15 protein-coding genes are annotated in these 19,853 nt (G+C 63.4%); 7 read left to right on the forward strand and 8 right to left on the reverse strand.

Going from position 1 to position 19,853, the window contains the following annotated elements; genetic code table 11:
• Together KA184_04070 and KA184_04075 are read right to left on the reverse strand one after the other, a co-directional pair.
• On the reverse strand, positions 1–734 hold a 734-nt coding region (locus KA184_04070), incomplete at its 3' end, for a hypothetical protein (GenBank protein ID MBP8128733.1).
• 302 nt (positions 735–1,036) lie between these two features.
• Positions 1,037–1,936: a histidinol-phosphatase gene (locus tag KA184_04075; protein ID MBP8128734.1), complete on the reverse strand. Its 900-nt coding sequence runs from the start codon at positions 1,934–1,936 to the stop codon at positions 1,037–1,039.
• 222 nt (positions 1,937–2,158) lie between these two features.
• Between KA184_04075 and KA184_04080 the strand changes: the two genes are divergently transcribed.
• From KA184_04080 to KA184_04110, 7 genes are all read left to right on the forward strand, one after another.
• Positions 2,159–3,241, forward strand: coding sequence for a GntR family transcriptional regulator (locus KA184_04080; GenBank protein ID MBP8128735.1), 1,083 nt, complete (start codon positions 2,159–2,161; stop codon positions 3,239–3,241).
• A gap of 224 nt (positions 3,242–3,465) precedes the next feature.
• On the forward strand, positions 3,466–5,220 hold the full coding sequence (locus KA184_04085) for a leucine-rich repeat domain-containing protein (GenBank protein ID MBP8128736.1): 1,755 nt from the start codon (positions 3,466–3,468) through the stop codon (positions 5,218–5,220).
• A 273-nt stretch (positions 5,221–5,493) separates the two neighbouring features.
• Complete coding sequence (locus KA184_04090; protein MBP8128737.1) at positions 5,494–7,725, forward strand: SLC26A/SulP transporter family protein; 2,232 nt, start codon at positions 5,494–5,496, stop codon at positions 7,723–7,725.
• Positions 7,726–7,914: 189 nt separating this feature from the next.
• Positions 7,915–9,309 carry a DUF2961 domain-containing protein gene (locus KA184_04095; protein MBP8128738.1) on the forward strand — a complete coding sequence of 465 codons (1,395 nt, stop codon included), beginning with the start codon at positions 7,915–7,917 and terminating at the stop codon, positions 9,307–9,309.
• Between the two features lie 170 nt (positions 9,310–9,479).
• A complete protein-coding gene (locus tag KA184_04100; protein ID MBP8128739.1) occupies positions 9,480–11,348 on the forward strand; it encodes a sulfatase-like hydrolase/transferase in 1,869 nt (622 codons plus the stop codon).
• Complete coding sequence (locus KA184_04105; GenBank protein ID MBP8128740.1) at positions 11,345–13,243, forward strand: glycosyltransferase family 39 protein; 1,899 nt, start codon at positions 11,345–11,347, stop codon at positions 13,241–13,243. Before KA184_04100 ends, KA184_04105 begins: the two co-directional genes overlap by 4 nt.
• Positions 13,219–14,628: a hypothetical protein gene (locus tag KA184_04110; protein ID MBP8128741.1), complete on the forward strand. Its 1,410-nt coding sequence runs from the start codon at positions 13,219–13,221 to the stop codon at positions 14,626–14,628. The genes KA184_04105 and KA184_04110 overlap by 25 nt, the downstream gene beginning before the upstream one ends.
• Positions 14,629–14,640: 12 nt before the next feature.
• Here KA184_04110 and KA184_04115 read toward each other — a convergent pair whose 3' ends face one another.
• The 6 genes from KA184_04115 to KA184_04140 all read right to left on the reverse strand — a co-directional run bounded on the left by KA184_04115 (position 14,641) and on the right by KA184_04140 (position 19,851).
• Positions 14,641–16,044 carry a HAMP domain-containing histidine kinase gene (locus tag KA184_04115; GenBank protein ID MBP8128742.1) on the reverse strand — a complete coding sequence of 468 codons (1,404 nt, stop codon included), beginning with the start codon at positions 16,042–16,044 and terminating at the stop codon, positions 14,641–14,643.
• 155 nt (positions 16,045–16,199) lie between these two features.
• Complete coding sequence (locus KA184_04120; protein MBP8128743.1) at positions 16,200–16,571, reverse strand: response regulator; 372 nt, start codon at positions 16,569–16,571, stop codon at positions 16,200–16,202.
• 5 nt (positions 16,572–16,576) lie between these two features.
• Positions 16,577–17,026, reverse strand: coding sequence for a hydrogenase maturation protease (locus tag KA184_04125; protein MBP8128744.1), 450 nt, complete (start codon positions 17,024–17,026; stop codon positions 16,577–16,579).
• Positions 17,027–17,031: 5 nt separating this feature from the next.
• The gene (locus tag KA184_04130) at positions 17,032–18,483 is read right to left on the reverse strand and encodes a Ni/Fe hydrogenase subunit alpha (protein ID MBP8128745.1); all 1,452 of its coding nucleotides are present in this window, start codon (positions 18,481–18,483) and stop codon (positions 17,032–17,034) included.
• A 75-nt stretch (positions 18,484–18,558) separates the two neighbouring features.
• A complete protein-coding gene (locus tag KA184_04135) occupies positions 18,559–19,101 on the reverse strand; it encodes an NADP oxidoreductase (GenBank protein MBP8128746.1) in 543 nt (180 codons plus the stop codon).
• A 33-nt stretch (positions 19,102–19,134) separates the two neighbouring features.
• Positions 19,135–19,851: a (2Fe-2S)-binding protein gene (locus KA184_04140; protein MBP8128747.1), complete on the reverse strand. Its 717-nt coding sequence runs from the start codon at positions 19,849–19,851 to the stop codon at positions 19,135–19,137.
• Positions 19,852–19,853 lie beyond the last annotated feature (2 nt).

Raw genomic sequence — 19,853 nt, forward strand, 5'->3', positions numbered from 1 at the left:
TACCACCACTCACCGGCGTGGTGAATTTCCCCGTTAAGGCTGCCATAGTAGCCACTGGCAATGGCCGCGCACATGCCTTCTCGCTGCATGAGATTTGAGAATGATACGTGCATGGGCAGCATGAAGGAAATACCCAGAAAACCGGCAGAACAGGTGTCATAGACATGTTTTATGTTCGTTCCCGGCTGTTGGATCATATAAGCCCCTGATGGCGCAATGACATTCAGGGAACATGTCGGTCCCATGCCTGCGGACGGCCCCGCTGCCACCTGGAGTCGAATGGACGCTTGCCCCGGCACGGCTCCCGCATCAAAACGGTTTTCGTCCAACCGACCAATACCATTGACCTTTACCCATTCGAGATCCACTGCCACGCCGTCTGGCGTCTTGTCATGCTGGAGCGTAATCTCTTCTTCGACCCCAAAGTCGACGAGGCTGCGCCCTTGGAAATTGTCGTTCGGCTCCAATATCACCTCCAAATCAAATACAGCGACGTTAACGCTCATCTCATTGTTACAGGTGGCAACGACTGTCTTGTAATCACCGGCAGACTGCGAAAGCGTGTTGAAGGTGACCGTCGTCTCTTCGCCAATGCCGGAGGCGCCCGAGGTCAGTTCCCGGTAGGCCTCGGCTTCGGTCTTCCCGATTTCCGCCTGGAACTGCGCGGTGGCAAGCCCCGGAACCAGTAGAGAGCAGACAAAAATCGCCTGAAAGGAGAAACTTCCCAATCGCATGGCCTGTATCCCCTGCGGGCACATGCCCTTTTCCCGTCAAGTCCCGCTACTTGACCTACACATATCCTACCCCCCCCCGCCGAGATTTGTCAAGGGGGGCAGCAGGCTCTCAGAAAACGGCGTCGATGATGTAGACAATGACGGCGACGGGCAGGAACAGCCAGAAACAGACGCTGCCGGTGTCGCTGATGTCGCAACTGTCGAAGAAGCCTTTGCGCATGGTTGGCCCTCCTTCCGCCGTGCCCGCGATCTCCGAATCGTGCGTATCCGTACCGTCCAGACGGATGGTAGTCAACGCGGACCTATGGGTCAAGCAGGGAGATGGGGCGCTGCTCCAACCCGTTCGGACCCCGGCCGAAGGTTATGATCTCGCGCACGTCGAGGTCGAGCAGGTATTGGCGCGCGGTGTCGAGGTCGGCGGCCACCTCGGACGGGCGGTGGCTGTCGTCGCCGAACGTGAAGGGGATGCCGCGTTCGCGCGCGGCGCGCACGACCCACGGCGCGGGGTAGGGGCGGCCGAGGCCGCGCCGGTAGCCGGACGTGTTGACATCGAGAATGCCGCCGTGCTCCTTCACGGAGTCGAGCGCGGCGCAGGCAGCGGCGCGCACGCGCGATGTGCTCACGGACGCCTCATCGGCAGCTTGTTTGCGGACCAGGTCGAAGTGGCCGATGATTTCGGGTTTCAACGCCGCCGCCATCTCGGCGAGGGTCTCGTAATAGCGGACCGCAAGCGCTTCGAGACCGCCGCAATGGGCTACGGCGCGGTCGAATTCCGCGCGCGTGTAGTCGATGATGATCTCATCGACATAATGGACGGAACCGACGATGTAATCGAAGGCGTGCTCCCGCCGCAAGCCGGTCATGACCTCGACATAGCGCGCCCGCGGCACGACCTCGATCTCGAAGCCCTTGAACAGAACGATACGGCCCCCGTATTGCGCCGCCAACGCATCCACGCGGCGCGCGTAGCGGTCAAACAGCCGTTCCAAATGGGCAACGTCCCAGCCAAGGGCGCGTTCTTCGGCAAAGAGAAACCGCGGTTCGATGCGGGGCGCATGTTCCGTAAGACCGTAGGCCGGACATCCGGCCGCGACCGCGGCCAGCACAAACTCTTCCAGTGCGCCTTCGCCATGGTCGCAGAATTCGCCGGAATGGCCGCCATGAAACGACACGCGCCAAGGGCCTGGACAATCTGAAGACATTCATCCTCCGTCCGAAACTGTAGCTACAAAAGTTGCGAAAAACACAAATTCTCGGCGCCGTTGAGGTACTAATCAATCGGAATGTCGTTTCTAATAACCGCTCGGTTGTGATTGGGATTCCGCCGCTGCTATAATCATTGTCTGGAAGGGGCTATTATGGGGGTGTGGCGATTATGATGCAATATTCCGCGTCCGGCGCGATTTGGGAGTACCAATAGCCTCGTGAAATTCTCGTCGGAATTGCCCTTGTATGAGTCGTTGAAACGCGCATTGCTCGAGCGCATCAAGAACGGCGATCTTCCCGAGGGTACCCGCATCCTCCCTGAAATCGAGTTGGCCAGGACGATGGGCGTCAGCCGTAGCACCGCGCGCAAAGCCTTGCAGGCGCTGGAGATGGACGGATATTTGTCCCGGACAGCGGGCCGGGGTTCGTTCGTGAAGTCGCGGCGGAAGACAATGGGTTCCGCCTCGGCGGCACGGGGTACCTTCGGGGCGGCGTTTTGCGCGGCGGACCGGTTCAACCACGTGGGGGAGGTGCTGCAGGGTTTCACGAACAAGGCGGTGGCGGACGGTTTTCGGGTGCTGGTACACCCGCAGAGCGCGGAGCAGGCCGATCAATTCGAGTATCTGGTGGGGGTCTGCAACAGCGATATGGACGGGTGGGCCTTGTGGCTGGCCGCGCCCACGGAGAAGACCGTCGGGTTGCTTCGCCACGTTCAGGATGCCGGCTGTGCGCTGGTGCTCGTGGACCGTTTCGTGCGCACCCTGGACACGGACAGCGTGGTGACGAAGAACGAGAAAATGACCTTCGAACTCACCCGGGAGCTGACCCGGCGCGGCCGGCGCGAAGTGGGGTTCATCAATTTCAGCGATGCAAACACGGTGAACGAAGACCGCGAAACGGGCTACCGCCGCGCGCTTGCCGATGCCGGCCTGGATGTGAACCCGGATTACTTGATCCGGGACGGGCAGGGCGGCCAGGAAGCGTTGCGCCTGCAGATTCTCGCGACGTTGGGGCTGCGCCGCCGCCCGACGGGCATGTGTTGCGCCTCGGCACGCCACGCCGCCGTGCTGGCCGAGGAACTGCAGCGTCTCGGCTACGGCATCCCGGAAGACGTGGAACTGGCCGTCATCGACGACGAACGCATGGCGGACCGGGCGGAGTTTCCCATCCTCTGCGCTCGTCAGCGGTCCTACGATATGGGGAGTATCGCCGCGGAACTGCTCTTGAACCGGCTGGAGCACCCGGACAGCGAATGGCAACAGGTCCGGCTCGACTACGACCTCAATTTCCCGCGGGAATAGCCGTCCCGGCCCGCACGCCTGACCTGTAGCGTTCCCGTGCAACGGCTACGCCTGCATTGGCACTATTGTCAACTACTATTTCTGTTGCGCTCGCGCGGGTGATGTGGTATGCTGCAGGGGTGCGCGGTTGCGTAGACTGGTCGCTCGGGGAGGCGGCGATTGCGTGGTGCGGGGAGGACAGAACATGGCACAGACTGCGCGCCAAACGTGAAAGGGTGGGACGTATGAAGCACGCATGTTGCCTGGTTGCCGTATTGTTGTCGGCGGGCGCGCAGGGGGCGGTCATAGTCGAATTCTCGGACCGGGGGCTGGAGGAACGCGTCCGGGACACGATTGACAAGCCCACGGGCGATATCCTGGACACCGACCTTCTGTACTTGACCTATCTGGACGCTCGAGAATCCGCGATATCGGACCTGACCGGTCTCGAATACTGCGTGAACCTGCTGCACCTCAATCTGCGGCATAACCATGTCCGGGACTTGCAGCCGATCGCCCGATTGACAAAGCTGGACTCGTGCTACTTGACACGGAACGGACTTGGAGACGAGGACCTGGCTGCGCTCGCGGACTTACAGGGTCTGGCCGAACTGGACCTTTCGGGCAATCAGATTACGGACATGTCCGTTCTCGGCGGCTTGACGAACCTCGCCCACCTGTATCTCGCCCAGAACGAGATTTCCGATATGAGCCCCGCGGCGAATCTGCCGCGATTGCGTTCCCTGGACCTTTCGTGGAACAAGATTTCGGACATCAGCGCGGTGGCTTCGCTGCCGCTCCTCTCATGGCTGGCCTTGAGCGGCAACGAGATTTCGGACATTTTCCCCGTCGCGGAACTCGTGGAACCGCGACACCTGGACCTGGCCTGGAACCAGATTTCCGATATCAGCGCGATAGCGAATCTGACCCGGCTGACCCGTTTGGACCTCGGCGGCAACCAGATTACGGACATCAGCCCCGTCGCCGGGCTGACTTATTTGTTGGAGGAGCTGTATCTCGACAACAACGCCATTGTTTCCATCGAGCCGGTTACCGGGTTGCACGGACTGAGGACGCTGTCGCTTTTCTCGAATCAGATCGCGGACCTCGGCCCCGCGGCGGCGAATCCCGGGCTGGGCAGCGGCGACCTGGTGGTCGTGACGTACAATCCGCTGGCGGAATCGGCGTTTTGCGTGGACATTCCCGCGCTGGTGGAACGGGGGGTGTTTGTGATCTTTATTGGCGCCTGCTCCAGCGGCGAAGGCGAGGGCGAAGGCGAAGAACCGGTGGCGTGCGGGGGCGCGGAGCCGGTCCGGCCGCACAGCGCCGACCAGGATGGGAACTGGAGCATTTCGCTGCCGGAACTGATGCGGGTCATTCAGTTCTACAATTCGGACGGCTACCACATCGACCCGGTGAGCGAAGACGGCTACGCCGCAGGACCCGGAGAGACGGCCGCCAGCGGCCGCCACGACAGCGACTACGATGCGGCCGACTGGCGGATCAGCCTGAGCGAAATGCTCCGGCTGACGCAGTTCTATCATGCAAAATCGTATGCCGTCGCCGTATATCCCACGGAGGACGGGTACGAAGCCAATCCCAGCCCAATGCAGGAGGTGATGACGCTGGCGCGCGCCGTGACGCAAGGCGGCATCTGCGAAGCGGGACAGACGGTCGAGGTTACGCTGACGCTGAATTACGATGGCTTGGAGAGGATAACGGCTCTGGCCGTATATGAATTGCTTCCCGAAGGTTGGACCCTGGACGGGTGGGTGTCCGGCGCCATCCCGAACATCGTGCTGGGGCAAAGCGACCTGCTCCAAATGGCCTGGATTTTCGTGCCGGCCATGCCCGTCACGCTCACGTACCGCGCCAAGGCCCCGGCCGTGCCCGTGGGCTGCCAGGATATCCGCGGCCAGGTCGTGTACCGAACGTCCGGGGGGGAACTTCGCTCACAAGCGACCGTGACCGCGGTCGAGGTTGTTGCGCCGACGCAATAACGCCACTGATTGAGATGTTGCCGCCGAGCACTATCGTTTCACATCGGTCCACAGGTTCTCTCTTGGGGCGTTTGCGAAGGGAGAGAGCGGGGTGTCCCCTCGACAGGGACGCAAGGGCCGGCATGGGATTTCGTTGCCGAACCCCGAACGCCTGCTTGACGCGTTTGTCTTTTCGTTCTCTGATGCCTTAGGGTAATTCCGGTTTTGGGGAATAAGGGTTCTGCAAAAGTCTGGCGGACGCCGGGCAGTACCGCGTGCGCCGAGAGGCGAGGCATGCAAGCGGAGTCAGGGCATCTCTCCGATAGAACTTGGTCCTGGTCTGCTGAGGCGTGGGGCGGCCTGGCCGCCATGCTCGTGGCGTTGCCGTCCGCGGTCGCGTTCGGCATGCTGGTCTATGCGCCGTTCGGCCCGGACTACGTGGGGCAGGGCGCGCTGGCGGGCGTTGTCGGCGCGGCCGCGCTGGGTCTTGTGGCGCCGTTGATCGGCAGGAACGGCGGGCTCATCTCGGCTCCCTGCGCACCCGCGGCAGCGGTGTTGTCGGCGCTGGCCGCGGATCTCGTCTCCGGGAACACGGGCGGCATTGAGCCGTCCAGCCTCCCCGCGTTGCTTGCGCTGACGGTGATGTTGTCATCGGTGCTTCAGGTACTGTACGGGGCCATCGGCGGCGGCCGGCTGATCAAGTTCATTCCCTATCCGGTGGTGAGCGGCTACATGTCCGGCGTGGGCGCGCTGATTGCGATCAGCCAGCTGCCCAAACTGCTGGGGCTGCCGCCGGGCACTCCGCTGGTTCAGGGAGTGACGTCGCCCGCGCTGTGGCAATGGCAGGGCCTGCTGGCCGGCATGGTCACGATCGCCGCCATGTGGGTGGGGCCGCGCATTACCACAAAAACCCCGCCGGCCATACTCGGCCTGCTGGCCGGCATAGTGGTCTATCTGGTTCTTGCCTTGTTTTCTCCCGGGCTGCGGACACTCGAAGGCAACACGCTCGTCATTGGCCCCTTGCTTGCCACCGGCTCGTTTCTTGACGCGGCGGCGGAACGCGCCGCGTCTTTCTTCACTTTCGACCCGGCCGCGCTCCGCCACGTACTGATACCCGCGCTCACCCTCTCCGCGCTGCTGTCCATCGACACGCTGAAGACCTGTGTCGTGCTCGACGCGTTGACCCGCAGCCGCCACAACTCGAACCGCGAACTTATCGGCCAGGGCTTTGGCAACGCCGTCGCGTGCCTCGCCGGCGGCATGCCCGGCGCGGGCACGGTGGGGCCGACGCTCGTCAATGTCACTTCCGGCGGGCGGACGCCGCGTTCGGGTGTTATCGAAGGGGCCTTGACCGTCGTGGCCTTCCTGCTCATAGGCAACTTGATAGCCTGGCTGCCCGTCGCCGCGCTGGCGGGCATCCTGCTGCTGGTCGCATGGCGGATGGTGGACAAGAGCATGCTCCGGCTGCTGCGGTATCCGGGCGGCCGCCTGGACTTCGCCGTGATCGCCGGGGTCATCGTCGTGGCGGTCACAGTTGACCTGATCGCGGCCGCCGGGGTTGGCGTGATCCTGGCGATCGTCTTGTTCATCCGCGACCAGATGCGGGGGTCGGTCATTCGCCGGAAACGGTATCTCAGTGAAGTCTCCTCGAAGACACGCCGCCTCGCCGCGGAGCGGGAACTGCTTGCGCAACACGGCGGCCAGGGGGTCTTCTGCGAACTGCAAGGCAACCTGTTCTTTGGCACCACCGACCAACTGTTCTCGCAGTTGGAACAGGATCTCCGCAGGAGAAAATATATCCTGTTCGACATGCGCCGCGTGCAGTCCCTGGATTTCACGGCCGCCCATCTTCTGTACCAGATGCAGGCGCAACTGGCGGAACGGGGCGGGCGCCTGCTGTTCAGCGGTATGCCCTCCACCGTGCTCGACCGGCGTCACTTCGAGCACGACCTGGCCCGTGCCGGGGTTCTGCGCAAGGATGGCGGCGCGATGGTATTCGAGACCCTGGACGCGGCCCTGGAGTGGATGGAAGAGCAAATCCTCGAGAGCGCCGCGCCCGGGCCGCCGAACGAGGAACCGCTCCTTCAATTGCGGGACATCGACCTGTTCCGTGGTTTGGACGAAAGCGCCATGCACGTCCTGGGCGCGTGCGCGCGGGAGTTGTCGATACCGCCGGGCGAGAAGGTCTTTGCCCAAGGCGATACCGGCGACGAGTTGTATCTGGTGCGGCGGGGCAGCGTTCGCATCCTGCTGCCTCTCGAAGGCGGGAAGCGCCATCACGTGGCCACGTTCGGCCACGGCGACTTCTTCGGCGAGTTGTCGTTCCTGGACCGCGGCCTGCGCTCCGCCGACGCCGAGGCGAAGGCGGCGACGGAGTTGTACGCGTTGCCGCGCGCGCGGTTCGACGCGGAAGTGCAGCGTTCGGCGGCGGCGTTCAGCGGGCAGTTTTTCGCGCGGCTCGCGCTGGTCATTGCGAAGCGCATGCGGCAGACCGATATCGAGCTCCAGGCATTGGAGGAGCGTTAAGAGGCTTCCTGCCTTGAGCCGGGGGACTCCGGGCCAGCCCCGCTCAACCGGGAAGCGCGCCGACAATTCAGCGCGGGCTGAGTAGAATAGGAACCACAGGGGAACAATAACCTGGAGGAGGAACTTGTCATGGCCTATGGAAGAAGGACCGCGGCGCTGTCTGTCTCGATACTGGCATTCGCCTTTCTGATGACCGGTTCGTGTGGTCAGCCGCAGCAATCCCAAGCGCTTGACGATGAGCCGCGGCTTCCGGCCGCGTATGAGGTGTCGCTCAGGGAATCCCTTTTCTCCGACCTGTTGTATCTGCGCGACAGCACCAGCGCGCGCGTTTCCAGCTGGGACCGCAGCGGTGCGAACGTGGATTTCCGGGACGTACCCGCGGGAGAAACGCTCGAACTCGCGAATATTCCGGGGGCGGGCTGCATCCGGCACATCTACTTCACGGTCATGACCTCGATGGGTCACATCGGCGATTCGCGGTATCTTCGCGACCTTGTTCTGCGCGCGTACTGGGACGGCGAAGCCGAACCCAGCATCGAGACGCCGTTCGGCGATTTCTTCGGCCAGGGCCATGGCTGCATCCGGTATTTCCGTTCGCTTATGGTCACGGTGAACGAGGGCGCCGAGACCATGGGCCCCAATGCGCCGGCGTTCTCGGTGGGCTTCAACAGTTATTTCCCCATGCCGTTTTCGCACGGTGCGCGGCTGACCCTGACCAATGATGGCGAAACGGATGTGGGCGCCGTCTGGTATCACATTGATTACGAGGCGATGGGCAGTCTCGAGCCGAATATTGGGCGCTTCCACGCGCAGTGGCGGCGGCAAAACCCCACGCCGCCCGTCGGTGACGCGCAGACCCCCGTCAACACGACGATCACAGGCGCGCGGAACGGGGACGGCGCAAATAACTACGTCATCCTTGAAGCGGAGGGGCACGGGAACTTCGCCGGTTATTTCCTGAACGTGCACAATTTCTTCACGACGTGGTACGGGGAGGGCGACGACATGATCTTTATCGATGGCGCTGCATGGCCGCCCGCGGTCCACGGCACGGGCACGGAAGAGTGCTTCGGCGGCGGCGCGTGCCCGAACATCGAGTATGCCGGGCCGTATACGGGTTTTCACCTGATTGGCAACAAGGATTACGCGGGCAAGACGTCCATGTACCGGTTCTACGTGGCCGACCCGCTGCGGTTCCGGAAGTCGATCAAGGTGACGATTGAGCACGGTCACGCGAACAATTTCGCGAACGATTATTCGAGCACGGCGTTCTGGTACCAGGAGGAGCCGCATGCGCCATTCCCCGCGCTGCTTTCTGCCGCGCAGCGCAGGCCGGCCGTGGGCGACGACGCGCACGACCGCGCGGCGGCGGGTTATCAGCGGCTGCAGGCGAACAGAGGCCGATACGCCGCGTTCCTGCATGAAAAGCAGGTTGACCCGCCCGCCGACATAGAAGAGACGGTCATGCAGCAGCTCCTGCCGCAGATTGCGGACGCGCTCACCGCGCACGACTACGCGGCGGCGGCGGAGAAGTGCCAGTCGGCGAATCAGCTGCTCGAAGACTTTCTCGGCAAGAGCCAATAACCGCGCGGCAAACCGTGCCGGCGCGCGCCAATCGCCGGAACCGCGGAAGGGTCTGTTGACCCCTTCCTGATACGCCGCTATACTCGCGACGGGCGTGGCGGCGCGCCCCAAAACGCGTGTGCCGCGGCGTCTCTTTGCCCGAACGCCCGCGCGATTTTACGAGTGTCTTCATGAGCGTAGCGACAAGGTCTTCGCGTATTCGCCGCTGTTCCCTCGCGGCGATTTTGCTGTTGTCTGCGGCGGTGCTCCGCGGCTGCGGAGACCGGGCCGGCGCGCCGCCCGCGCGCGTGATCTGGATTACGATCGACTCGCTGCGCGCGGACCATCTCGGCTACGCGGGGTATGACCGGCATGTTTCGCCGAACCTGGACGCGCTGGCGGCTGCGTCCGCCGATTTCCGTTTTGCCATGGCCCCCTCGAACGTGACGCGGCGGTCCGTGACCGCGTACATGACGGGCAAGCATTACTCACAGGTCCACGAAGACCCCATGCAGATTGGCCTGCCCGAGGACGAGGTTTCGATAGCGGAGGCATTCCAGGCGTCGGGCTGGCGCACCATCGGCTGCGTGACCAATTTCTTCCTCAGGCCTGAAGAAGGCCAGGCGCAGGGCTTCGACGTCTATCACGCTCTCTATCAATACAATGCCCCCTACGGCACGATTGATGAAATCATCGAAACGCTGCGCAAGACCTATGCGAGGAGCACACGTTCCGAATTCATCTACATTCACACGATGGACGTGCATCATCCGTACCGTCCGCCGCTGCCGTATGGCGCGGAATTCATACCGCGCTATGACCGCCGCGTCGTCCGCGAGGGCAACCTGTACAACGACGACGGCTCGGTAGTGATCGGCGACCTGCCCTACTATGCCGAAGGGCACGACGTGCAGCCGGAGGACATCGCGTTCTTGATGAGCCTATACGACGGGGCCATTCAGTACACGGACGCGCGTCTGCCGGAACTGCTGGACGCGCTGGCCTACGACCCGGCGCGCGACATGCTCGTCATAACCTCCGATCACGGCGAGCAGTTTTTTGAACATGGATTCTGGCGGCATGGCGCCATGCTCATGCCCGAAGAACTGCATGTGCCGCTGCTCGTGCGCTGCCCGGGCGTGCAGCCCGGACGACACGGCGGCGCGGTGAGCCTTCTCGACCTTTACCCCACCTTCTGCGAACTCTTCTCGCTGCGGCGGCCCGGCGGGCTGGCCGGTGAGAGCCTGGTGCCCGTCCTGCAGGGCGGGGCCCCGTCCGGCCGGACGGTCTACTGCGAAACGCCTGATGGCACCGGCCCCGCGGCCGCCGTCGTGAACGGCACGCACCTTTACTCCGTGTGCGCCGACGCGCAGTACACTCGACCGGAGGCCATCTGGCCGTTTGCCGAAACCCTGTACGACCTGCGTACGGACCCGGGGTGCGTGCGCAATATCGCGGCCGAGTCGCCGGAAATCGCGGATACGATGAACGCGGAGTTGCGGCGGCTTAACGCGCGCTGGATGCACTTCACGCGCGATGTGTTCCAGGGCAGTGACGGCGCGGTCACTCTCGGACCCGACCTGCTTGCTCCCGCGTGGGCGCGGAGCCCCAGCGTGCCCGCCGCTCAGGTTGCGGGCGCCCAAGACAGCGTGCGCTTCGACGCGCCCGCCCCGGAATTGGTGCTGGCCGCGCCCGTCGACGCGCCCGGCGCGCCTCACGTGCTGGAAATTCCCTACCGGCTTTCCTCAGGCGTGCTTGAGGTCACGTTGTCCGAAGGGGACGGCACGGACACCGTCTGGCGTTACGCGTGCAGGAAGGCGTCGCCCGCGTGGAAGACGCTGCGCCGCCGTGTTTACCCAAACGCGGCGGAGGTGCGGCTCGTAATGCGCATGCGCGAACCCGGCGCCGTGGAGTTTCGCGCGCCCTCGTTGCGCCGGGCCATGCTGCCCGCCGCGCCGTTCGCGTCGCCGGCGACGCGCGCCGCCGCGCCCGATGAGGCGCAGGGTTTGAGCGATGAGGAGCGACAGCGCCTCGAAACGCTGGGGTATATCGGGCCATGACGCAACCCGGAACGCAAGGAAACGCATCCCTGGAACGCGCGGGCAGGCTGCGGTGGGTCTGGTGCGGAGGTGTGTTCTCGGCGGCGTGCTGTCTCCTGATTCACGGGCTTGCGGCGGGCCGCGTCGCGTGTCCGCTGATGCGCGCGTGGTATCCCGTGCCTCTTGTTGCCATCGCAGCCGCGATGGCATACGTGTTGCTGCTGCGGGGCTGGCTGCGCCTGGAATCCGCTCCCTTGACGCGCGAGACGGAGTCTCAACTGGGCCGGGCGCATGCGCCCTTGTACGCCGCCTGGGCGACGCTTGCGGTGTACCTGCTGCCTTCGCAGAACGCGGCGTACCTGCATGCGCTGGCTCCGTGGCTTGTGCTGGGATTGTGGGCGGCATGCCTGGGTTGGTGTGTATTCACGTGTGCGCCGCACCGGAAGCACGCCTATCTGTTCCTGGTTATCCTGCTGTTCGCCGCGTTCCTGCGTCTGAAGGGCCTGACCAACCAGAGTCTCTGGAATGATGAACTGCTGAGCGTGACGCATGCGGACCCGGGACGCACGTTCGGGGGGGTGCTGCGTGAAAGCGACGAACACAACTACATGCCGCCAGGCTATTTCGTGCTGCTGTGGCTCTGGCTCAAGGCGTGGGGTTCCAGCGAATACACCGCGCGCCTGCTCAGTGTGCTCATCGGGCTGGGCGGGATCGCCGCGATGTACGCGCTCGGCGCGCGGTTGGCCAAGCCTTCGGTGGGCTTGGTTGCGGCGTTTCTCACCGCCGTCAACTGGTCGCACTTGCTGCATTCGCAGGACGCGCGGCCATACAGCCTTTTGTTCCTTCTCAGCGCGGCGTCGTATCTGGCGTTTCTGAGACTGCAGGAGCGCCCGAAAGCCAAGGCTTCCCTGACGCAGGCGCTTGTTCTGACGCTGCTGATCTACACGCACTACTTTGGCTGGCTCGTGTGGCTTGCGCAGGCGGCCGCGTGGGGATATATCGCGGCGGGGGCGTGCGCGGAACGGCGCGGGCCGCTCGTGCGGGCCGGGGTGGTCGGTTTCCTGATTCCCGTGGCGGCCTATCTTCCGCAGCTGCCGCAAACCCTCGAATCGTTCCGCGCGACGGTGTATTGGGTGCCGAAGCCGCAACCCGCGGCGTTTGCGGAGATCTTTCTTTACTTCTTCCATGACCCGGCCGTGGCGCTGCTGGTTGCGGCGGCGTTGCTCGTCCTGTTCTTGCGTCAATACACCGGGAACGGGGTTGCGGAAGAGCCGGAGCGCGGCAAACACGCGCTGGGACTGCTCTTGTGCTGGCTCGCCGTGGCCTACCTGGTTCCCTACACGCACTCGCTGAACGCGCACGTCTCCGTCATGCTGCCCCGCTATTTCATGGTGCTGCTGCCCGCGCTCCTGCTCTTGTGCGCTATCGGGATCGACGTATCGCGCAAGACGCGGTCCCGCGTCATGCTGACCGCGGCGTTGGGCGCATTTTCGTTGCTCGACATCTTCTCGGCAAGCGATTACTACCATCGTCCGGCGATACAGGAATACCGGGAACTGGTGCAGGGCCTCCCGCATGATGCGGAAACGCTCTTTTTCGCCAGGCATCGTCAGACCTTTAAATTCGAGTACTACTTCCGGTTGCAGGGCGCGCGGACGCGCGTGCATGACGCCGACTCGGAGACCTTGCGAAGGCTGCTGAAGGAGCGTTTCCCTCGCGCGGACGCCGCTTTCTGGCTGCTCGAGAACATCGAGTTCTATGGCGTGGTGAATGATCCCGAAGTGCTCCGTGCTATCGATCAATTCATGGCGCAAGACCAGGAAATCACGCGCGCCCAGGTCCGCGCGCGGCGGTACGTAGTCAAACCGGATGCCGTTGAGGCGTTGCGCGCATGGTTGCAGGCTGCGCCCGGATGAGCACGCCCGGCCCGCCAGAAACGGGGTTGCCCGCGCCGTGCCGGTGGTTCGCGCGCGCCGTTTTCCTGCTGACGGTGGTCTTTCTTGCACTGGCCGCGGGCGCACTGGCGGCGTCGGTGTTTTCCGCGCGGTTCCGGGCCGGGGAGCTGCCCCTGGCGCTTGGCGCCGCGGCCGGTTATTGGTTGCTGTCCCTTTTCATCACGGGCGCGCTGTGGCTGGCGTGGTATCGCAGGAAGGAGTTTCTCCTGCTGCTTGCCAGCCTGGCCGCGGCGTGCGTGCTGATAGAGGCGCTGACGCCGTATGTGCTGCCGGAACGCGCGATGATGCGATTCCGCTGGCAGAACTCGCGCAGGTATCACCACCTCGCGCCGCCGAACCGCACGATGTTCAAGACGTACTACGAAAACGAGCCGATTCTGGTCGCCACGAACGAGGATGGACTCCGGTCGGAGTATTCTCGCGAAGCGTTTCTCCAGTATTCCGAGCGAATCGTCATGATGGGCGATTCGTTTACCTATGGCTACGGCGTGCGGCAGCGGTTTGCGTTTCCGGAGGTCTGCCAGCAGTTGCTTCGAGAGCGCCTGCACCGCGACGGGCTCGCGGTCTTGAACGCGGGCATCGTGAGTTATTCACCGTTCCTTGCCAATCTGCTCTTCGACGGCGTCATTCGCGCGTACAAGCCGCAACTGGTCTTGTATTTTCTGGACGCAACGGACTTCGGAGACGACTACCAATACGCGGCGATGGCGAAATGCGACGAGCACGGCGTCTATTTCGATATCGATGAACGAGGGCAGTTCTACTACGGTGTCATTGGCGAGCTGGTTTATCGCGTGTTCACGCAGCCGCCCCTTTCACAAGCGCTGGAGTGCGCCTTGTACCCGAAAGAAGTGGTCCTGCGCAAGGTCCTGGGTTGGCCGTCCCGGGAACGGAAAGAATACTACGATTTCACGGTGCGCATAGACGGCGTGACGGAATACAACCGCTATTTCATTTACCGGCATCCCCCGGAATCGCTGCGCCCGTATTTCGCCGCGACGCGCGAGAACATCGATCGGCTCGCCCATGAAGTCCGCCGCGCGGGTGCGGCGTTTGCGCTCGTGGTAGTGCCGCGCTTTCATCACTATGATCCCAAGGAATCGCCGGACTACTGGGAGCGCGGCCAATACGCCACGAACGAGCCTTATCAATACGCCTATCTGGAGTACTTCGACCAGGTGAAAGAGCAAGCGGACTATCCGGTGCTCAATCTGCTTTCCGCGTTTCAGGCCGCGAAGGAGCGTCCGCTCACCTTCCGTCAGGACGCGCACTGGAACGACCGCGGTCATGCCTTCGTCGCGCGCACTATCGCGGATTACCTGGTGGAGCAAGGCTTGCTCCGGTGACGTCCGCGAAGATCATGCGGGTAATTCAATGGCGAAGACGCTGCCCTGGCCTTCCACGCTGCGCACATCGATGCGGCCGCCGTGCGCCTCCGCGATGCGGCGCACAATCACGAGGCCGAGACCGGAGCCCGGCACTTTTGCCACCTCCGCGTGTGTCTTGTGCACGCGCACAAATTCCTGGAACAGCCGGGTCTGGTCCCCGTACGCGATGCCTACGCCGTTGTCTTCGACTTCGATGCGCACGCACTGTTCGCGATTCATCGCGCGCACCGCGATGCGGCCGCCGTCCAGCGTGTACTTGACGGCATTGGTGAGGAAGTTCACGACCGCTTCGCGTACGAGCCGGGGCACGCCCCGCAGCGGACGCAGGTCTTCCGCGACCTCGAGCGTGAGGGTGTGCCGGTGCTGCTGCACGAGGTCCTGGTTCTCTTCGACCAGGTTTTCGAGCAGGGCGCGCAGGTCGATGTTCTGCATATAGGGTTCGAGGTCGCCCGATTCGAGCAGCGCCAGAGACTCGAGGTCGCGGAGAAAGGCGGTGAGTTCATGCAGCCGCAGCTGCGCGCGGTCTACCCAAGCGCCCTGCTGCTCGTTCAGTGCGCCTGCGTAGCCGCCTGCCAGATTACTCAGCAGCATGCTCACCGCGCCTATGGGCGAGCGCAGGTTGTGCAGCGCAATCTGCAAGAAGTCCCGGCGTTGCTTCGAGAGCCGGTCGAGCGCCCGGTTGGATTCGCGCAGTTGGCGCGCGCCGTCGCGGAGCAGGCGCATGAGATAGGTCATCAGCAGCGCTGTCAGCGCGAAGAGCAGCCCCTGCACGACCAGCACCGTAATGACGTAGCGCCCGTCGAGCGGCCCGGTGCCGGGCCGTGGCACGGCGCCATCGGGATAGTGAGCGGGGATGCATCCGCGCCACGTGCCCACGACCATGAGCGCGAACAGGGCGTAGCCGAACACGACGTAGGCGAATGTCGCGCGCGGCGACAGCAGTACGCTGGCGATGATGACATTGAAGATGAAGAAGGCCTGAAACGGCGATTGGGAACCGCCAACGAGCCAGAGCGCCGCGGTGAGACAGAGGAAATCGATGGCGATGCTGATGTCCATCACCAGAATGAGCAGTTCGCGCCGCGCGTTCGCCCGTTCATAGTTGCCCCGGTACGGGCGGGCGATGAGATAGGAAATCGAGTTACAGCAGAACAGGACCGCGGCAAGGATGACGAAGGCCCGCAGGTTGAGCCCTTGAATGCCCACTATGTAGTGGGCGAAATACGCGGCTACGACAATGCCTGCCGCCACAAGGAAGCGCACCACGATAAAGGTGTACAGGCGGTCGCCCAAGTGCATGCCGCGCCCGAACAGCGGCTGATCTTCTTCGTACAACGCCTGTTTGCGCACCGGGTCGCCGTGCTTTTCGATCATCAGCGGCCTCTCCTGATTGTGTCGTTCGTCCTTGCCCTCGGCTGCCGGCGCAAACACCAATGCGCCGGAACGCAACGCCCGGGTACTTCCCTGACGCCGCCCCGGCGCAACTCGGTCACGGGTGAAGATTGCCGCGGCACTTCAAGCGTTCGTGCTTATGTGTCTCTCAGCTTGGCCCTGAGCGTGGCCACCAGCGTGGACGGATCGATGGGTTTCTGGAAGATACCCGCCAAGCCAAGGTCGCGCGCGTCGATATTGTACCGCACGGTGTCGCCCGCCGAACTCAACATGTAGACCGGCCCGGCGAAACCGATTTCCTTCAGCTTCTGCGCGACCCAACTGCCGGAGTCCACATTCTCCATCATCAGGTCCACGATGATCGCATCCGGCTTGATCCGTTCCGCAACTTTCAGGCCCTCTTCGCCGTTGGCCGCTTCGCCGACGGAGAAACCCTCGGCTTCCAGGACGACGCGCAGCGCCGCACGAACATCGGGGTCGTCGTCGATGGCGAGAATGGTCTTTTCCATATTCCTTACTCCTTACGCGTGCCGATCCATGATCGGATGAAGGAAAACGCCTTGTCAAAATTCCCGAGGGCCTGTTCCGTCAGACCCTCCGCAAACTCAAATGCATAGCCGCGGATGCCCAGCACCCACGCCTCGGGCGCCCGGCCAAAGTGCTCCGCCGCGATAGCCAGGACCGACTCGGGCGATACACTGTGGCTGGTGAACGTGACCTCCGTGGCCGGGGCGACCCGCTCGAACGTGAACGGCGCGGCCGCGGTCTTGCTCGCGTCGACAAAGACAACCCGCAGGTACCGGGCCAGCGCCGCGCCTTCCTCGACATTCAACTGGTAATCAGAGTCAACCACGACGCCGGGCAGACCCAGCTCGCCGACCCGGTCCGCCATTGCGGGCCCCAGGCCGTCGTCTTGCCGCCCGGGGTTCCCGTAGCCGAAGATCAGCGTGCCGCTCGGCGCCATGGTCGTCACCCGCGGGTGCGCTCGTCGAGCACGGCGCCGTCCTGACCGATGATCTGTACGTGAAGCCGCATCTGGCCCAGCGCGTGCGTCGCGCAACTCAGGCACGGGTCGTAGGCGCGGATGCCGACTTCAATGTGGTTAAGCAGGCCGTCGGTGATCTCGTTCTTGCCCTCCAGGTGCGCCCGGGCCACCACGTTCACGCAACGGTTCATCGCCTCATTGTTGTTGGTCGTCGACACAATCAGGTTCGCCCGCGTGATCTGGTCGAGGTCGTTGACTTCGTAGTGGTGGAACAAGGTGCCGCGCGGGGCTTCGATCCAGGCAACGCCCCGATTGCGGCGTTTCCCGGTTACAACGAGGTCCGTGCCCTGGAGGTCGGGATCGGGCAGCAGTTCCTTGATTTTCTCCGCTGCGTGCACCAGCTCGATCATGCGCGCCCAATGATAAGCCATTGTCGCGTTGATCGGTTTGCCGTTGCCGATCGCCATGAACTCGCGGCGTTCCTGCTCCGCGATGGGCGTGTCGATGAAATCGCAGTTGTTGATGCGCGCCAGCGGGCCGACGCGGTACCAGCCGTCTTCCTTGCCGAGGGCCTTGATGTACGGGAACTTCATGTAGCTCCAGGGGCGCACTTCCTCGGCGATGTAATCCAGATAGTCCGCCGGGGCGACCTGATCGAAGATGATGCCGCCTGCGGCGTCTTTTGCGCGCAGCTTGCCGTCGTAGAGGTCGAGGCAGCCGTCCTCGCGCACGATGCTCAGATGGTTGGACGGGAATGCGCCGAAGGCCAACAGCATATCCGCGTTCTCGAGCGTGACCTTCTTGCAGAGTTCCAGGCCCTCGACCGCCCACTCGAGCATCGTGTCCGTGTCTTTGAGCAAGGCGTCGCGTTCCTCGATACTGAGGTTCTTATTGATGCCGCCGGGAATCGCGCCGGTGCCGTGGACTTTCTTGCCCGCGGTCGCCTTGATGACTTCCTGGCCGTACTTGCGCATGAGCACGGCCTTCTTCGCCACTTCGGGAAAGGCGGCAAGCACGGCGAGCACGTGCCGCTTTTCGACCGGCGCGTCGAACCCGAAGAGCAGGTCCGGCGAGGCCAGGTGGAAGAAGTGCAACGCGTGCGACTGATACGTCTGCCCGTAGTGCATGAGCCGGCGCATTTTCTCGGCCGTCGGCGTGAGCTTGTCCGCGCCCACGACCACGTCCATCGCCTTGGACGCGGCGAGGTGGTGGCTCACGGGGCAGATACCGCACAGGCGCTGCACGATGGTCGGCGCCTCCCAGTAGAAGCGGCCCTGGGCGAACCGCTCGAAACCGCGAAACTCGATGATGTGGAAGCGGGCCTGTTGCACCTTGCCGGCCTCGTCGAGGTGGATCGTGACCTTCCCGTGCCCTTCGACACGGGTAACCGGATTGATGACGATCTTCCGCTTGCCAGTTGACGCTGTTTTTGCCATTGCCATCAGCCTCCAAAGCGTAGCACGGGCATCCTGCCCGCGAGCCTCATGGGCGCGACGCCCATGCCACGGTCATCAGTCATACTTGACCAGTTCATAAGGCAGCGCGACCTGCTCGCCCTTGAGCAGCGCCACCAGGGCCGTCCACAAGGTGTCCGCCGACGGCGGGCACCCCGGCAGGAAGTAATCGATCTTGACCACTTCGTGACACGGGTACACCTTGTCCAGCAGCGTCGGGATGTCCGGGTCGTTTGGGATGACCCCGTCGTGCTGGAGCGTCGGACCGTTCAGGTAGGCCTCTTCGAGGCATTCCTTGAGCGGGACCGTATTCCGCATCGAAGGCACGCCGCCCGTAATGGCGCACGAGCCCATCGCGATGAGAATCCTGCAATGTTTGCGGAACTCGCGCAGGAATTCGACGTTTTCCTCGTTGCTGACGCCGCCTTCGACAATGCCGATGTCGACCGGCCGCGTGAACTCCTTGATGTCGTTAATCGGCGACTTGTCGAACTCGATCAATTCGACGAGGTCGATAATCCGCTCGTCGATATCGAGAAACGACATGTGACAGCCGAAGCAACCCGTGAAGAAGCCGGTCGCTACCAGTGGTTTCGCCATGACTCCATTCCTTTCCCGGCCGTACCGCGCCGTTCAGACCTTTGCCGCTTTTTTCTCGATTTCGGCGCCGATGGGCGTCTTGTCGTATTTTCGCCGGCCCACGGGCGTCGCGTAGCCCTTCCGTTTCACGGTCAGGCAGCCCGTTGGGCACACCTGCGCCGCCTTGTCGGCCGCGGTCAGTGACGTTTCGCCAAGGCCATGCTCCGCATCCACGGCAAGACGCATGTGGATTCCCCGATTCTCAAAGCCGAAAGCATTCTTCCCGTCCACCACCGACGAGGCGCGCGCGCAGCGGCCGCACAACACACAGCGGTCACGGTCGATGTATACGTCCTTATGGCTTGCGTCGAGTTCGCGCTTCTCGCGCAGATACGGCAGCGTCGGTGCAATCATGCCGAGCCGGTACCCGAGCGCCTGCAACTCGCAATTACCGCTCGCCTCGCAGGACGGGCAGAAATGATTGCCCTCCGCGAAGAGCATTTCGATGAGCCGCCGCCGCAGCGTGTTCAAGCCGTCCGTATCGTTCTCGATAACGAGCCCTTCACTGACCGGAAAGGTGCATGAACTGGTCGGACGCCCGTTGACTTTCACGGTGCACACGCGGCAGTGGCCGCCGGGCGGCAGGTCCGGGTGATGGCAGAGCCGCGGCACATAGATGCCCGCGGCATCGGCCGCTTCGAGGATGGTCTGGCCCGCTTTCGCTTGCACTTCGACGCCATCGATAATGATGTTGACAGTGTCCTGGCTCATGG

This window comes from Candidatus Hydrogenedentota bacterium, from assembly GCA_018005585.1.
Lineage (GTDB): Bacteria > Hydrogenedentota > Hydrogenedentia > Hydrogenedentales > JAGMZX01 > JAGMZX01.

What these genes read in the sequence shown, in the direction of transcription:
- KA184_04075 (MBP8128734.1), bottom strand. Translation starts at nt 1,936, where the DNA reads ATGTCTTCAGATTGTCCAGGCCCTTGGCGCGTGTCGTTTCATGGCGGC.
- KA184_04085 (MBP8128736.1), top strand. Translation starts at nt 3,466, where the DNA reads ATGAAGCACGCATGTTGCCTGGTTGCCGTATTGTTGTCGGCGGGCGCG.
- KA184_04090 (MBP8128737.1), top strand. Translation starts at nt 5,494, where the DNA reads ATGCAAGCGGAGTCAGGGCATCTCTCCGATAGAACTTGGTCCTGGTCT.
- KA184_04095 (MBP8128738.1), top strand. Translation starts at nt 7,915, where the DNA reads ATGACCGGTTCGTGTGGTCAGCCGCAGCAATCCCAAGCGCTTGACGAT.
- KA184_04100 (MBP8128739.1), top strand. Translation starts at nt 9,480, where the DNA reads ATGAGCGTAGCGACAAGGTCTTCGCGTATTCGCCGCTGTTCCCTCGCG.
- KA184_04105 (MBP8128740.1), top strand. Translation starts at nt 11,345, where the DNA reads ATGACGCAACCCGGAACGCAAGGAAACGCATCCCTGGAACGCGCGGGC.
- KA184_04110 (MBP8128741.1), top strand. Translation starts at nt 13,219, where the DNA reads ATGGTTGCAGGCTGCGCCCGGATGAGCACGCCCGGCCCGCCAGAAACG.
- KA184_04115 (MBP8128742.1), bottom strand. Translation starts at nt 16,044, where the DNA reads ATGATCGAAAAGCACGGCGACCCGGTGCGCAAACAGGCGTTGTACGAA.
- KA184_04120 (MBP8128743.1), bottom strand. Translation starts at nt 16,571, where the DNA reads ATGGAAAAGACCATTCTCGCCATCGACGACGACCCCGATGTTCGTGCG.
- KA184_04125 (MBP8128744.1), bottom strand. Translation starts at nt 17,026, where the DNA reads ATGGCGCCGAGCGGCACGCTGATCTTCGGCTACGGGAACCCCGGGCGG.
- KA184_04130 (MBP8128745.1), bottom strand. Translation starts at nt 18,483, where the DNA reads ATGGCAAAAACAGCGTCAACTGGCAAGCGGAAGATCGTCATCAATCCG.
- KA184_04135 (MBP8128746.1), bottom strand. Translation starts at nt 19,101, where the DNA reads ATGGCGAAACCACTGGTAGCGACCGGCTTCTTCACGGGTTGCTTCGGC.
- KA184_04140 (MBP8128747.1), bottom strand. Translation starts at nt 19,851, where the DNA reads ATGAGCCAGGACACTGTCAACATCATTATCGATGGCGTCGAAGTGCAA.